Origin of the sequence: Pseudomonas sp. MPB23 (assembly GCF_046605395.1) — a bacterium.
GTDB lineage: Bacteria > Pseudomonadota > Gammaproteobacteria > Pseudomonadales > Pseudomonadaceae > Aquipseudomonas.
In genome coordinates this window covers 1,480,186-1,494,054 of record NZ_CP176771.1, presented here as the reverse complement: position 1 = coordinate 1,494,054, position 13,869 = coordinate 1,480,186, and the positions used below count along the sequence as shown (strand labels likewise).

Below are 13,869 nucleotides of genomic sequence, written 5' to 3'. Positions count from 1 at the left end.
GTCCTCGTATACCGCTGTAAGTTATTCATGCTGTAGTCCGCCTCGATTCAGATAAACAAGTTCCGAACGGCTGGAACGCTCAGTGTGTGCATTGGCATCATCGGGTTGGCTGATCTCCATGGGGAGCGGTGGGGGTTGCAGGGTGACTCTGCCCAGGACCGTGCAGAAATACCCACCCTTGATAACTGCCTTGCCCTGTAAAACCTTGATCGATGAGGGTGAAGTTGTCCTGTTTGAAGGGCGTGCCCTCGGCCTGGCTGAACACCCCCATGAGGGTGTCGCCCGGACCGTGCACCACGCCCCAGTCGGCCTGGCCGGTCAACGGGTCGTCGTAGACTTTGCGCAGGTAGCGTTTGATCGTGGGTTGGCGGCGGTCGAGCACCAGGTCTTCCAGGGTCTTGGGGTAGGTGTTGCCCGCGCTGTAATACAGGTCGATGGCCCGACGAATCTCATTGCCACGCGCCAGCAACTGCGACTCGCGTTCGCGTTGCAGCACGCTGGACCACAGGGTGCCGACTTCCATCAACATCACGGCGACCACGGCCACCGTCACCAGCATGGCCATGAACACCGCGCCGCGCTGGCCGTGCCTACCAGTCTGCATAGGCGCTCCCATCGTTACCGTTGCCCCTGGCGCCGCTGCGCACATCGCCCAGGCCTTGTTCGTCGGACGGTTGCAGTTGCCAGGTGTCGCGCTTGCCTGTCAGCGGGTCCATGGGGATCTCGCGCAGGTAGCGGCGGTCCACCAGGGCTTGCAGGGAGTCGGGGTTGGCGCCGTGGTCTTCGCGGTATTGGTCCAGCGCCTGGCGCAGGGTGGAGAGGTTGTGGCGCAGCACGGTTTCCTGGGCTTTGGTGTGCTGGCGAAAATACTGCGGCGTGACCAGGGTCATGAGGGTGGCGATGATGGCCATGACCACCAGCAACTCGATCAGGGTAAAGCCCCGATCACCACTGGCTGTATAACGTTCCATTCAAACTCTCCCGGGTACTTCGGGATGAAACGTCAAATACATCTTCTCCCTCTTGTGGGTTATCGGCAGTGCTCTTGTAACTGCGCAGTTGCCAGGTGTTTTCGGGCGCCACGTCAGGGCACTCGCAGAGCGGGTCGCGGGGAATCCGGCGCAGGAAATAGAGTTTGCGGCCTTGCAGACTGGTTTTATCCGGGACCCCTTCCACCAGCACGCGCAAGGTGGGTGGATAACCCGAGTCGGTGATGCTCTTTTCGATACGACCGTCGTCGGCCGCTTGCTTATAGGAATCGATGGCGCGGCGTATCTCCCGCAACGAACGTTGCAGGTCCAGTTCCCGGTCGCGTTTACCCATCAATGCTGTCAGCGGATAAGCCACTGTCGCGAGCGTGGCCAGCAGGGCCAGCGTCAGTAGCAATTCAATCAGCGTAAAACCTTTGGCGCAGTGACGGCTGGGCGTGCCCTGCCACATCACCTCTGTACCTCCGTTCAGGCTGCCAAGGACTTCCGCGTTAACCCAGGCCTATGGATTTGACTGCAAGGGTGAGTGTAGATGCTGGGTGTTTTTTGTACAGTTTCGCCGGTTACCCACAAACGCTGTGAGCGGAGCTGTGGATAAGGTGTTCGTGGCTGTCCACAGGCCAGGCAAATCAATGCCTGCAGACCGTTGTACGAATAATGATCAGGCTAAGTCACGGTTTTTACGGGGATTTATGTGTGGATAAGGCTTTGGCGCCGCCGAGACTTGCCCCCAAAGTCTGTTGGCGCTTCTGTGGATAAGATGTTCGCTATCGGCTGTAGGCCTTATGGATAAAGGCTTTCACTGGGCTGGTCAATTAATGATCAAATCAGCCTTGGGCGCGGATAAAAACCTTGAAAGCCTTGGTTTATGACGCTTTGGCACGGTTTTCCACAGCCCCGGCGAAGTTGCCCCCAAAGTCTGTTGGTGCTTCTGTGGATAAGGTGTTCGCGTACCGCTACAGGCCATGGTTTATATGGCTTACATGCAGTTGTTCAAAAACTGATCAATACCGCCTGAAAACTGCCATGTTGAATAAGTCACGGATTTTCTTGATTTAATTTCGGCGGGCAGATGCACTTGCCCACAATTGCTGTGGGTGGCTCTGTGGATAAGTTGTTGGGCGAAGTCTGGAGGTCAGGCTGACAGCGGTCTTGCGGACAATTGAACGTTTTTCGTACAACACCCCCCCCCCTGTAGGAACGAGCTTGCTCGCTCCTACAGGGGATTGGGGGTTATTCGTGGGCGGCGACGCCTTTGAGGTAAGGCGCCGGCGCGGCGCCGAGGTTGTTGAGCATGCGTTCGCTGTACCAGTCCACGAAGTTCACCACGCCGAACTCATAGGTCTTGGAGTACGGGCCCGGCTGGTAGGCGGCGGAGTTGATGCCGCGCTGGTTTTCTTCGGCCAGGCGACGGTCCTGGTCGTTGGTGGCGTCCCACACCAGGCGCATGCGCGCGGGGTCGTAGTCGACGCCTTCGACGGCGTCTTTGTGCACCAGCCACTTGGTGGTGACCATGGTTTCCTGGGCGCTGATCGGCCACACGGTGAACACGATGATGTGGTCGCCCATGCAGTGGTTCCACGAGTGCGGCAGGTGCAGGATGCGCATCGAGCCCAGGTCCGGGTTCTTGATGCGGCCCATCAGTTTGGCGCAGCCCTGTTTGCCGTCCATCGTCATCGACACGGTGCCCTTGAGCAGCGGCATGCGCACGATACGGTTACGCAGGCCGAAGCTGGCGTGGGCGTAGGGGATCTTCTCGGCTTCCCAGGCGGCTGCGGAGGCCGCCACGTGATCCTTGAACGCCTGGTCGGCGCGCGGGTCGGTGACGTCGTCCCATTCCAGCAGGGTTTTCAGCAGTTCCGGGTGCGACGCGTTGCAGTGGTAGCACTCGCGGTTGTTTTCCAGCACCAGCTTCCAGTTGGCCTTTTCCATCAAGGTGGTTTGCACCGCCACCTTGGTGTTCTCCATGTCGTAGGGTTCCATGTAGTGGTTCAGCGTCGACAGGAAGTCATCGATGGCCGGCGGGTTCTCGGCCAAGCTGATAAAGATATAGCCACCGGCGGTCTTCACGTTCACCGGCTTCAAGCCGTATTGCTTCATGTCGAAGTCGGCGCCCATCTCGGTACCGGCGAACAGCAGGCGGCCGTCGAGCTCGTAGGTCCACTGGTGGTACGGGCAGACCAGCTTGGCGACCTTGCCCTTGTCGCTGGCGCACAAACGCGAGCCCCGATGGCGACACACGTTATGGAAGGCATGCACCACGCCATCGGCGCCACGGATCACGATGACCGGGTTCTTGCCCACTTGCAGGGTCAGGTAGTTGCCCTTGCTTGGGATCTCGCAGGTCATGCCGGCGATCAACCACTCTTTCTGGAAGATCTCCTGCATGTCGATATCAAACAGCCGCTCATCAGAGTAGAACGGCTGGGGCAGCGAAAAGGTGCGCTCGCGCTCTTGCAGCATCTGCGCGGTGGCCTTGCGTGCGGGTTCCAGCGGATCGCCCAAGCTTAAGGTTGCGGTGACGTCCATCGTGTGTGTCCTCATGGCCATTCGGTGTGGCCGGCGAATAGTGGCTGATCAGGTTTGCAGCAAGGCGTAAACAAAGCGTCGTTGTTGGGAGCGAGTGTGGGGCCGGCGTTGCGCCGAACCTTATCCATGGGCGACATGGCCCAATCTGATCCCGACGCGCAAGCCTAGGTAATTGGGGGCTGGTCGCGATAAGTATGTGAATGTCGCAGATAGGTAAATGGGCGGTTCGCGCGTTACGCAGAATCGCCACCATAAGGCCGACTTCGGCGGTGGAGAACAGCATGTCCAACAATTTCCTGAATCCGGTAACCACACAGACCTGGGCCAACGGTCGGCACATCGTCCGGTGCGTCAAAGTCATCCAGGAAACCTGGGACGTGCGCACCTTCTGTTTCATGGCCGACCAGCCGATCCTGTTCTTTTTCAAGCCGGGGCAGTTCGTCACCCTGGAGTTGGAGATCGACGGCCAGCCGATCATGCGTTCCTACACGATTTCCAGCTCACCGTCGGTGCCCTACAGCTTCTCGGTGACCATCAAGCGCGTGCCGGGCGGGCGGGTCTCCAACTGGCTGCACGACACCTTGCACGAAGGCCAGGAACTGGCGGTGCACGGGCCGGTCGGGCTGTTCAATGCCATCGACTTCCCAAGCCCCAAGGTGCTGTACCTCAGCGGCGGCGTCGGCATCACCCCGGTGATGTCCATGGCGCGCTGGTTCTACGACACCAACGCCAACGTCGACATGACGTTTATCCACAGCGCACGTTCGCCCAAAGACATCATCTATCACCGCGAGCTGGAGCACATGGCCTCGCGGATCGACAACTTCAGCCTGCACTTGATCTGCGAAAAACACGGCCTGGGCGAACCCTGGGCCGGTTATCGCGGCTACCTGAACCACAAGATGCTCGAACTGATGGTGCCGGACTTCCTCGAGCGCGAAGTGTTCTGCTGCGGCCCCACGCCATACATGAACGCGGTGAAACGCCTGCTCGAAGCGGCCGGTTTCGACATGGCGCGCTACCACGAGGAATCGTTCGGCGCGACGCCTCCCGAGGCGCGTGCCGACGCGGTGGAGCAAGCCGAACAAGCCGCCGACGCGCCGGAAGTCGACCTCGCGGACCTGCACCAAGTGGAATTCATCGCTTCGGGCAAGAGCATCCGCGTGGCGCCGGGGGAAACCGTCCACGCCGCCGCAGCCAAGCTCGGGTTGTTGATTCCCAAGGCCTGCGGCATGGGGATCTGCGGCACCTGCAAGGTGATGAAGCTGGGGGGCGAGGTCGAGATGGAACACAACGGCGGGATTACCGAGGAAGACGAAGCCGAGGGTTACATCCTGTCGTGCTGCAGTGTGCCGAAGGGCGATGTGCGCATCGAGTTCTGACACTCAACCGTACAGCGGCGGGCGGCGGTCCTGGTGCACGTGGTTGTGTGCGCTGATGCACTTGTTCCTGGCCTGGGCCAGTGGCAGGTCGGCCACCAGGCGCTGTTCGGCCGGATGCGCGACCGCGCCGGCCTGTGGATAACCGTCGGCGTCGACAATGACCGAGCCGCCGACCCAGTCCACGCCGCGCTCTTCGCCATGGCGGTCGCACGCGGCGATGAACAGACGGTTGACCGCCGCGTTGGCCTGGACCCGCACAATTTCTCCTGGCCGTTCGCCGGCCGGGCGCGGGCCATCCGGCCAGTTGACCGGCGCGCAGAGCAGGTCGGCACCGGCCAGGGCCGGCTGGCGGACCCACTCGGGTAACTCCAGGTCGTAGCAGATCATCACCGCGATGCGTCCGACGGCGGTTTCCACCACCGGCGGCGGTGCATCGCCGGGGGTGAAGATCAGCTTCTCGCGATCCCACAGATGCGCCTTGCGGTACACCGTCATGCGCCCATCAGGTTCGATCAGCGCCGCGCTGTTGGCCACCTTGCCGTCGGGCAGGCGCTCGCAGAAACCGGCCACGACGATCAGGTTCAATTCGCTCGCCAGTGCTTTCCACAGCGTCAGGGTCGGGCCATCCAGTGGCTCGGACACCGCATGCGCTTCCTGCGTGTCGTTGAACACATAGCCACTCTGCATGAGTTCCGGCAACACCAGCACCTGCGCGCCCAGTGCCGCTGCGCCACGGATGGCCTCGGCACTGAGGGCGCGGTTGTAATGCGCGGCGCCCAGGCGCGGCGCCAGTTGATGGCAGACGACCCGCACGTGGCTCATGGGCGTTGCCCTTCGAGCAGGGCTTCGCTGGCGGCGATGGCGCGGCCTTCTGCGGCGGTGTCGAGGTTGCGACTCATCAGGCAATAGACCAGCGCAGAAACGCTCAGGCCGACGACGAAGGTGATGTCGGCGCCGCCCAGTGCCTTAGCGACCGGGCCTTCATAGAAACTCAGCGACACGAACGGGATCATCGACAGCATGCCCAGGCCATAGGCGACCAGGCCCGCTTGACCCCATTGGCCGTAGATGCCAGCGGGGTTGAAAATGTCGCTGATGGCGTATTGGCCTTTGCGCACCACATAGAAGTCCGCCAGGTTGACGGCCGTCCACGGCACCAGGAAATACAGCATCAGCAGCACAAAGGTGTTGAAGCTGGCCAGGTAACTGTCGGGAATGCTCAACGCGATGAGGAAAATCAGCACCGCCACCAGGCCGATGCCGATCACGCGAGTCTTGAGGCGCGGTCGGATCTTCACGAAACCGTCGATGGCACTGATGCCGGTGAGCATCGCGCCGTAGCAGTTGACCGCCATGATGCCAATCAGCGCCGGCACCGCGATCAACACGGTGAAGGTGCCAAAGCCCGGAATCAGTTGGTTGCCCACCTCACGCACGCTGCCGATGGCGTCGGGCGACGGCAGGGCGGAGGCCAGGAATGCGCCGAGGGACATCAGCCACAGGGCCGAGCCGGCGGCGCCCAGGTAGGTCCAGAAAATCACACTGCGCGAGGGGGTGTGATGGGGCAGGTAGCGCGAGTAGTCGGACACATAGACCGCGTAGCTGATTTGATAACCGGCCGCGGCGCAGAGCTGAATCAGAAACGCCGACCAGGAGAAGTGCGCATCGGCCACTGCGGCATCGGCCTGCAGGGTCGTCAGCGCCGCCACGGTCAGCACCGCGAACACGCTGATCATCACGTAGGTCAGCCAGCGTTGCACCGTGTGCAGCAGGTCGTGGCCGATCACCGCAATCACCACGGCGAGCACGATCATCAAGGCATACCACGGCGCCCGGCTGCCCGGCAGCACGGTGTTGATGGCATCGGTGGCGAGAATCACGTTGAACACATTGAAACCGATGTACACGAAGATCACCGCGATGAACGGCACAATCGCCCCGCGCAGGCCGAATTGGGCGCGCGACTGGATCATCTGCGGCAAGCCCATGCGCGGGCCCTGGTTGGCGTGGAAGGCCATGGCGAACGTGCCCAGGCCCACGCCGATGACGATCGCCAGGATCGCGTACGCCAGGCCCAGGCCCAACGCGGCGCCGGTAAAACCGGTGATCATGGTGGTCAGGACAAAGTTACCGGTGAACCAGAACGGGCCTTGGTGCCAGACTTTGCCGTGGCGTTCACTTCGTGGCACGTAGTCAATGGAACGGGTTTCGATTTTCAGGCCGGTGGCGGCGGAAGGTGGCGTCTTGTCAGAGGAAGCATTCATAGGTTCACGGTTTGTTTTTATGGTGATTGAGCGTCGGAGCATCGGGTAAGCAGCGATTCAATTGAATCTCGGTGGGCAAATAATTACTTCAGACTTTCCTTAAGTAATGGATTTTTCATTGAGTGGATGGAACCGCTGCGGGGTTATCTCCAAGCGGTATAAGTGCGCGCGAGGGCTGTTCTAAGCTGAACTTCAGCTGCGTCGCAGTCGCCTTAGCTTTGTCGTCGGGGTGGACATTCTCCCAACCTGCAAGGAGGCTCTGCCATGTCGGCGATCCCTTCCCGCGTCAAAAGCGCCTCGCGCCTGCTGAGCCAGGACGTCACTGCGCTGATTCCTGACTTTCCCTTCCATTACGCCCGCTATTTGCAGACCGCGCGTGATTCCCTTTCCACCCTGGCCCATGTGCCTGCCGCTGCGCGCGGGCGAAAAGTGCTGATTGTGGGAGCGGGCGTCGCGGGCATGGTGACGGCCTACGAGGCGATGCGCATGGGCCTGCACCCGGTGCTGGTCGAAGCGTCGGACCGCATCGGCGGGCGGCTCTATGCCCATGTGGCCGGCGATCCGGACGATCCGGCCAAACGGGTGATTTGCGAGCTGGGGGCCATGCGTTTTCCCCACTCGGGCAAGGCGCTGATGCACTACTTCGACAAGGTGGGCATGAGCGCCAATTCCGCCGCTTTTCCCAATCCGGGCTCACCGGCGACGGCCAGCACGGTCGTCGATTACAACGATACGCAGACCTACTACGAAGGCAGCGACTTGCCCCCCGACTACCAGGAAATCGAGCGGCTTTTTTTCGAGGTGTTCCTGGAAACCGATCCGATCCGGTTCACCGAGATGGAGCAGGCCATGTCCGAAGGCGCGATTGATCAGGCGCTGATCAAGTCGATCTGGAACGCCATCCTGGAGGCCGGCTGGGACAACCTCAGTTTCTTTTCCGCCCTGGTCGAGAAAGCGGGGTGGTCGCGTGCGGACATCGACCTGTTCGGCCAGATAGGCTTCGGCACCGGTGGCTGGAACACCGACTATCCCAATTGCTTCCTGGAGGTGCTGCGAGTGCTGTACACCGGGCTGGATACCAACCACACCTTGATGTACGACGGCTCGTCGCAATTGCCCACGCGCTTGTGGAACAGTTCCCCGCAAGCCCTGGGCGATGTGATGGTGCACTGGCCCGCCACCACCACGGTGCAGATGCTCAGCGAGCAGGTCATCGCCCGGCCGTTCAACCAGGAAGTGCGTCAGATCGAGCGCCAGGCCGATGGCAGCTTTGAGGTGTTTATCTACGATACGCAACTGGGGCAGGGCACGCGTCACGCCTTTGACAGCGTGGTGTATACGCCCCACGTGCGGATTCTCGACAAGTTTCGCTACATGGGCGGCAGGGACCGTTTGGCGGCGATGGACAGTTTGTTGCCCAGGGAAACCTGGGAAGCCGTGATGTACACCCACTACATGCAGTCGGCGAAGATCTTCGCCGCCACCACGCAACCCTTCTGGAAAGAAACCGGCCCCGACGGGCATTACAAAATGAGCGTCACCTTGTCCGATCGGATTACCCGTGGCACCTACTTGCTGGATTATTCCGCCAGCACGGGGGACTACCAAGGCAGCGGGATTTTCCTGTCTTACACCTGGAATGACGACAGCCTGAAATTTCTCGGCGACCGTGCGGCGCCGCTACCGACCCATGTCGAACTCTGTACCTCGTTGCTCGATGAGGTGTACCGAGGCTCCAACCTCGACCTGGCCGCGCATTTCGCTGCAAGAGACCCATTTGTGGAGATCAACTGGGAAGAGCAGCCGTTCTTTCTTTGCGCGTTCAAGATGAACCTGCCGGGGCAGTATGAGTATCAGCGCCGGTTGTTTTCCCAGTTCATGAGCGGGGTCGGCGAGGGCAGCCCCGACGGTTTCATTCTGGCCGGCGACGATGTGTCGTGGACGGGCGGCTGGGCCGAAGGGGCGGTGACCACCGCGCTCAATGCGGTGAACAAGTTGGCTGTGGTGTTTGCGGGCGGGGCCTACCTGCACAACCCCGGGCCCGTCGATCAATGGGAGGCGCTCAAGCCGATGGCGCTGTGACAGGGGGGCGGCGCAATGCCTGTCAGGTGCAGGCATTGCGTTCACGGGTGTTTCAGCTTGCCATCACTTCGCGAATGTCCGCCGCCAGTTCCCGCACGCGTGCTTCCTCGGTGTCCCACGCACACATGAAGCGCGCGCCGCCTTTGCCGATGAAGGTGTAGAAGCGCCAGCCCTTGGCGGTCAGCGCGGCGATGGCCGGTTCCGAGAGTTGCAGGAACACGCCGTTGGCCTGCACCGGGAACATCAATTCCACGCCGGGAATGTCCGCGACCAGGCTGCTCAGCAATTGCGCGCAGTGGTTGGCGTGGCGCGCGTGTTTGAGCCAGGCGTCGTTTTCCAGCAGGCCCACCCAGGGGGCGGAGAGGAAGCGCATCTTCGAGGCCAGTTGACCGGCCTGTTTGCAGCGGTAGTCGAAGTCTTCGGCCAGGGCGCGGTTGAAGAACAGGATCGCCTCGCCCACCGCCATGCCGTTCTTGGTGCCGCCAAAACACAGCACGTCCACACCCGCCTTCCAGGTCAGGTCGGCCGGCGAGCAGCCGAGGAACGCGCAGGCATTGGCGAAGCGTGCGCCGTCCATGTGCAGGTGCAGGCCCAGCTCTTTGCAGGTGGCGCTGATGGCGCGGATTTCTTCCGGGGTGTACACGCTGCCGACTTCGGTGGCCTGGGTCAGCGTCACCACGCGGGGTTTGGGGTAGTGGATGTCCTGGCGCTTGAGGGCGATCTCGCGGATCGATTCCGGGGTCAGCTTGCCGTTTTCGGTGCGCGCGGTGAGCAGCTTGGAACCGTTGGAGAAAAACTCCGGCGCGCCGCATTCGTCGGTTTCGACGTGGGCGGTTTCCGAGCAAATCACGCTATGGTAGCTCTGGCACAAGGAGGACAGCGCCAGGGAGTTGGCCGCGGTGCCGTTGAAGGCGAAGAACACTTCGCAGTCGGTCTCGAACAGGTTGCGGAAACCGTCAGCGGCGCGGTGGGTCCATTCATCATCGCCATAGGCGCGCTGATGCCCGTGGTTGGCTTGTTCCATGGCGGCCCAGGCTTCCGGGCAGATGCCGGAATAGTTGTCGCTGGCGAACTGTTGGCTCTTGTCGGTCATGGCCCATTCCTGTGGTCGATGTTGGTGCGCACTTTAACCAAGATTGTCTGGGGTGCGCACGCACTGTAAATGCAAAGTCATTGGGGAATTATGCACGCGACTGAAACGATGCCTGTCGGACGCGTCCGAGACGGCGCTTTGGATTTGCTCAAGTGGCTGGCGCTGCTGAGCATGGTGCTCGATCACCTGCGCTATGTCGGCTTGAGCCTGGATGGCCTGTATGTGCCGGGGCGCCTGGCGTTCCCGTGGTTTTGCCTGGCGATTGCGGCGAATCTGCATCGGGTGCGCCACGTCGTGGTCAGCGGTCAATGGCGTTACCTGGGCTGGTTGCTGCTGTTCAGCCTGATCAGTGAGGTACCGTATCGCCTGTTCATCGAGGATGCCGATACGTTAAACGTACTGCCGACCTTGGCACTGGGCCTGCTGGTTGCGCGAGGATGGCAGCAGAAGGCTGCGGTTGATCGAGGATTGGCGCTGATCGCCCTGGTGATAGGCGTGGTATTTTCCGCGCACTTGATGTTCGGTATTTTCGGTGTATTGCTGCCGCTGGCGATGCTGCTGGTGTTCAGTCGGCCATGGTATTTCAGCGTGTTGCCGGGACTGGTGTGTGTGGCGGCCAATCAATGGCAGATCCTGCTCAATAACGGCACGCCGGTGGCGCTGATGGGATTGGCCGCCTGCCTGATCGCGCCATTGGCCGGCCTGGTCCTGTTGCGACACAGCAAAAGCGCCACGCCACCGGCCATGCGCCGCTGGGCCTATGCGCTCTATCCCGCGCATTTTTTGCTGCTGCTACTCGTGCGCAAGATCATCGCCTGATCCTTGTGGGGGCAAGCCCCCTCCCACATTTGTTCTGCGTTGTTCCAGCAATGTCGTAAACGCACCTTTGCGTGGCGTCCGTAGGCATTTGACCAGCGGGCGCCAGCCCTACCATCGCATCAAAGGGCCCTGCACGGGCCTCAACAATACGAAAGGCTGGGAGAGACGCGATGTTCAGCAAACAAGACCAGATCCAGGGATATGACGACGCACTGCTGGCGGCGATGAATGCCGAGGAGCAACGTCAGGAAGATCATATCGAGCTGATCGCGTCGGAGAACTACACCAGCAAGCGTGTGATGCAAGCTCAAGGCAGTGGCCTGACCAACAAATACGCCGAAGGCTACCCGGGCAAGCGCTACTACGGTGGCTGCGAGCACGTGGACAAGGTCGAGGCCCTGGCCATCGAACGCGCCAAGCAGTTGTTCGGCGCCGATTACGCCAACGTGCAGCCGCACTCCGGTTCGTCCGCCAACAGCGCGGTGTACCTGGCGCTGCTGAACGCCGGCGACACCATCCTCGGCATGAGCCTGGCCCACGGCGGCCACCTGACCCACGGCGCGAAAGTGTCGTCTTCGGGCAAGCTGTACAACGCGGTGCAATACGGCATCAACACCGACACCGGCCTGATCGACTACGACGAAGTCGAGCGCCTGGCCGTCGAGCACCAGCCGAAAATGGTCGTGGCCGGTTTCTCCGCCTACTCCAAGACCCTGGATTTCCCCCGCTTTCGCGCAATCGCCGACAAGGTCGGTGCGCTGCTGTTCGTCGACATGGCCCACGTCGCTGGCCTGGTGGCCGCCGGTCTGTACCCGAATCCGCTGCCGTACGCCGATGTGGTCACCACCACCACCCACAAGACCCTGCGCGGTCCACGGGGCGGCCTGATCCTGGCGCGTGCCAACGAAACGATTGAAAAGAAACTCAACGCTGCGGTTTTCCCCGGCGCCCAGGGCGGCCCGCTGATGCATGTGATCGCCGGCAAGGCGGTGTGCTTCAAGGAAGCCCAGGAACCGGGGTTCAAGGCCTACCAGCAACAAGTGATCGACAACGCCCAGGCCATGGCCGGCGTGTTTATCAACCGTGGCTACGATGTCGTGTCCGGCGGCACCGACAACCACCTGTTCCTGGTCAGCCTGATCCGTCAGGGCCTCACCGGCAAAGAGGCGGACGCCGCCCTCGGGCGCGCCCACATCACCGTCAACAAGAACGCCGTGCCGAATGACCCGCAGTCGCCGTTTGTGACCTCGGGCCTGCGCATCGGTACGCCGGCGGTGACCACGCGCGGTTTCAAAGTGCCGCAATGCATCGAGCTGGCCGGCTGGATCTGCGACATCCTCGACAACCTCGGCGACGCCGACGTCGAGGCCGATGTGGCCAAGCGCGTGTCGGCCCTGTGCGCTGATTTCCCGGTTTATCGCTGAGCGCGGTTTTGGAGTAATGACTATGCAACGCTACTCGGGCTTCGGCCTCTTCAAGCACTCCCTCAGCCACCACGAAAACTGGCAGAAGATGTGGCGCACGCCGACGCCTAAAAAGGTGTACGACGTGGTCATCGTCGGCGGCGGCGGGCATGGTCTGGCGACCGCTTACTACCTGGCCAAGGAACACGGCATCACCAACGTGGCCGTGGTCGAGAAAGGTTGGTTGGGCGGCGGTAACACCGCGCGCAACACCACCATCGTGCGTTCCAACTACCTGTGGGACGAGTCGGCGCACCTGTACGAACACGCGATGAAACTGTGGGAAGGCCTGTCCCAAGACCTGAACTACAACGTGATGTTCTCCCAGCGCGGCGTCTACAACCTGTGCCACACCCTGCAGGACATCCGTGACTCCGAACGTCGCGTCAGCGCCAACCGCCTCAACGGCGTGGACGGCGAACTGCTCAATGCCAAACAGGTCGCGGACGAGATTCCGTACCTGGATTGCTCGAAGAACACCCGCTATCCGGTGATGGGCGCTACCGTGCAGCGGCGCGGCGGCGTGGCCCGTCACGATGCCGTGGCCTGGGGCTTTGCCCGCGCCGCCGATGCCCTCGGAGTGGATTTGATACAGCAGACCGAAGTGATCGGTTTCCGCAAGGAAAACGGCGTGTGCATCGGCGTCGAAACCAACAAAGGCTTTATCGGCGCCAAGCGCGTCGGTGTGGTCACCGCCGGTAACTCGGGGCACATGGCCTCGCTCGCCGGTTTCCGCCTGCCGATCGAATCCCACCCGCTGCAAGCGCTGGTGTCGGAGCCGATCAAGCCGATCATCGACAGCGTGATCATGTCCAACGCCGTGCACGGTTATATCAGCCAGTCCGACAAGGGCGACCTGGTGATCGGCGCCGGTATCGACGGCTACAACGGCTACGGCCAGCGCGGCTCCTACCCGGTGATCGAACACACCATCCAGGCCATCGTCGAGATGTTCCCGGTGCTGTCGCGCGTGCGCATGAACCGGCAGTGGGGCGGCATCGTCGACACCACGCCGGATGCGTGCCCGATCATCTCCAAGACCCCGGTGCCGAACATGTTTTTCAACTGCGGTTGGGGCACCGGTGGCTTCAAGGCCACCCCCGGCTCCGGCAACGTGTTTGCCGCGAGCCTGGCCAAGGGTGAAATGCACCCGTTGGCCGCCCCTTTCTCCATCGACCGTTTCCACAACGGTGCGTTGATCGACGAACATGGCGCCGCGGCCGTCGCCCACTAACAGGAGAAATTTCC

Annotated in this window: 12 protein-coding genes; 5 read left to right on the top strand and 7 right to left on the bottom strand. The window is 61.7% G+C overall.

Features of this window, described 5'->3' with window-relative positions; translation table 11 throughout:
* Positions 1-97: 97 nt before the first annotated feature.
* From ACLH0J_RS06860 to gbcA, 4 genes are all read right to left on the bottom strand, one after another.
* Positions 98-604 carry a type II secretion system protein gene (locus ACLH0J_RS06860; RefSeq protein WP_411391364.1) on the bottom strand — a complete coding sequence of 169 codons (507 nt, stop codon included), beginning with the start codon at positions 602-604 and terminating at the stop codon, positions 98-100.
* Entirely contained in the window at positions 591-971 is a 381-nt protein-coding gene (locus ACLH0J_RS06855; RefSeq protein WP_010565981.1) for a type II secretion system protein, read from the bottom strand. Before ACLH0J_RS06855 ends, ACLH0J_RS06860 begins: the two co-directional genes overlap by 14 nt.
* Positions 946-1,440, bottom strand: a complete 495-nt coding sequence (locus ACLH0J_RS06850) for a prepilin-type N-terminal cleavage/methylation domain-containing protein (RefSeq protein WP_411391363.1) — start codon at positions 1,438-1,440, stop codon at positions 946-948. The genes ACLH0J_RS06855 and ACLH0J_RS06850 overlap by 26 nt, the downstream gene beginning before the upstream one ends.
* Before the next feature lie 782 nt (positions 1,441-2,222).
* Positions 2,223-3,518: a glycine-betaine demethylase subunit GbcA gene (gbcA, locus tag ACLH0J_RS06845; protein ID WP_411391362.1), complete on the bottom strand. Its 1,296-nt coding sequence runs from the start codon at positions 3,516-3,518 to the stop codon at positions 2,223-2,225.
* A gap of 281 nt (positions 3,519-3,799) precedes the next feature.
* Here gbcA and gbcB point away from each other — a divergent pair, with 281 nt between their 5' ends.
* Positions 3,800-4,900 carry a glycine-betaine demethylase subunit GbcB gene (gene gbcB / locus ACLH0J_RS06840; protein WP_411391361.1) on the top strand — a complete coding sequence of 367 codons (1,101 nt, stop codon included), beginning with the start codon at positions 3,800-3,802 and terminating at the stop codon, positions 4,898-4,900.
* A gap of 3 nt (positions 4,901-4,903) precedes the next feature.
* Here the strand turns inward: gbcB and ACLH0J_RS06835 are convergent, their stop codons facing one another.
* Both ACLH0J_RS06835 and ACLH0J_RS06830 read right to left on the bottom strand, forming a co-directional pair.
* Positions 4,904-5,722 (bottom strand): nitrilase-related carbon-nitrogen hydrolase, encoded by an 819-nt coding sequence (locus ACLH0J_RS06835; RefSeq protein ID WP_411391360.1) that lies wholly within the window; start codon positions 5,720-5,722, stop codon positions 4,904-4,906.
* Positions 5,719-7,164 (bottom strand): purine-cytosine permease family protein, encoded by a 1,446-nt coding sequence (locus ACLH0J_RS06830; RefSeq protein WP_411391359.1) that lies wholly within the window; start codon positions 7,162-7,164, stop codon positions 5,719-5,721. Before ACLH0J_RS06830 ends, ACLH0J_RS06835 begins: the two co-directional genes overlap by 4 nt.
* A 264-nt stretch (positions 7,165-7,428) precedes the next feature.
* Here ACLH0J_RS06830 and ACLH0J_RS06825 point away from each other — a divergent pair, with 264 nt between their 5' ends.
* Entirely contained in the window at positions 7,429-9,246 is a 1,818-nt protein-coding gene (locus tag ACLH0J_RS06825; protein ID WP_411391358.1) for an FAD-dependent oxidoreductase, read from the top strand.
* A gap of 52 nt (positions 9,247-9,298) precedes the next feature.
* Here ACLH0J_RS06825 and ACLH0J_RS06820 read toward each other — a convergent pair whose 3' ends face one another.
* Positions 9,299-10,339: a threonine aldolase family protein gene (locus ACLH0J_RS06820; RefSeq protein WP_411391357.1), complete on the bottom strand. Its 1,041-nt coding sequence runs from the start codon at positions 10,337-10,339 to the stop codon at positions 9,299-9,301.
* 90 nt (positions 10,340-10,429) lie between these two features.
* Between ACLH0J_RS06820 and ACLH0J_RS06815 the strand changes: the two genes are divergently transcribed.
* The 3 genes from ACLH0J_RS06815 to ACLH0J_RS06805 all read left to right on the top strand — a co-directional run bounded on the left by ACLH0J_RS06815 (position 10,430) and on the right by ACLH0J_RS06805 (position 13,855).
* Entirely contained in the window at positions 10,430-11,158 is a 729-nt protein-coding gene (locus tag ACLH0J_RS06815) for a TraX family protein (protein ID WP_411391356.1), read from the top strand.
* Positions 11,159-11,328: 170 nt separating this feature from the next.
* A complete protein-coding gene (glyA, locus tag ACLH0J_RS06810) occupies positions 11,329-12,582 on the top strand; it encodes a serine hydroxymethyltransferase (protein ID WP_411391355.1) in 1,254 nt (417 codons plus the stop codon).
* 22 nt (positions 12,583-12,604) lie between these two features.
* Positions 12,605-13,855, top strand: a complete 1,251-nt coding sequence (locus ACLH0J_RS06805) for a sarcosine oxidase subunit beta (RefSeq protein ID WP_003209185.1) — start codon at positions 12,605-12,607, stop codon at positions 13,853-13,855.
* The last annotated feature ends 14 nt before the right edge of the window (positions 13,856-13,869 follow it).

Bases quoted from the DNA above. Each gene is read 5' to 3' on its own strand.
- ACLH0J_RS06855 (WP_010565981.1), bottom strand. From the start codon at position 971: ATGGAACGTTATACAGCCAGTGGTGATCGGGGCTTTACCCTGATCGAG.
- ACLH0J_RS06825 (WP_411391358.1), top strand. From the start codon at position 7,429: ATGTCGGCGATCCCTTCCCGCGTCAAAAGCGCCTCGCGCCTGCTGAGC.
- glyA (WP_411391355.1), top strand. From the start codon at position 11,329: ATGTTCAGCAAACAAGACCAGATCCAGGGATATGACGACGCACTGCTG.
- ACLH0J_RS06820 (WP_411391357.1), bottom strand. From the start codon at position 10,339: ATGACCGACAAGAGCCAACAGTTCGCCAGCGACAACTATTCCGGCATC.
- gbcB (WP_411391361.1), top strand. From the start codon at position 3,800: ATGTCCAACAATTTCCTGAATCCGGTAACCACACAGACCTGGGCCAAC.
- gbcA (WP_411391362.1), bottom strand. From the start codon at position 3,518: ATGGACGTCACCGCAACCTTAAGCTTGGGCGATCCGCTGGAACCCGCA.
- ACLH0J_RS06850 (WP_411391363.1), bottom strand. From the start codon at position 1,440: ATGTGGCAGGGCACGCCCAGCCGTCACTGCGCCAAAGGTTTTACGCTG.
- ACLH0J_RS06815 (WP_411391356.1), top strand. From the start codon at position 10,430: ATGCACGCGACTGAAACGATGCCTGTCGGACGCGTCCGAGACGGCGCT.
- ACLH0J_RS06835 (WP_411391360.1), bottom strand. From the start codon at position 5,722: ATGAGCCACGTGCGGGTCGTCTGCCATCAACTGGCGCCGCGCCTGGGC.
- ACLH0J_RS06860 (WP_411391364.1), bottom strand. From the start codon at position 604: ATGCAGACTGGTAGGCACGGCCAGCGCGGCGCGGTGTTCATGGCCATG.
- ACLH0J_RS06830 (WP_411391359.1), bottom strand. From the start codon at position 7,164: ATGAATGCTTCCTCTGACAAGACGCCACCTTCCGCCGCCACCGGCCTG.
- ACLH0J_RS06805 (WP_003209185.1), top strand. From the start codon at position 12,605: ATGCAACGCTACTCGGGCTTCGGCCTCTTCAAGCACTCCCTCAGCCAC.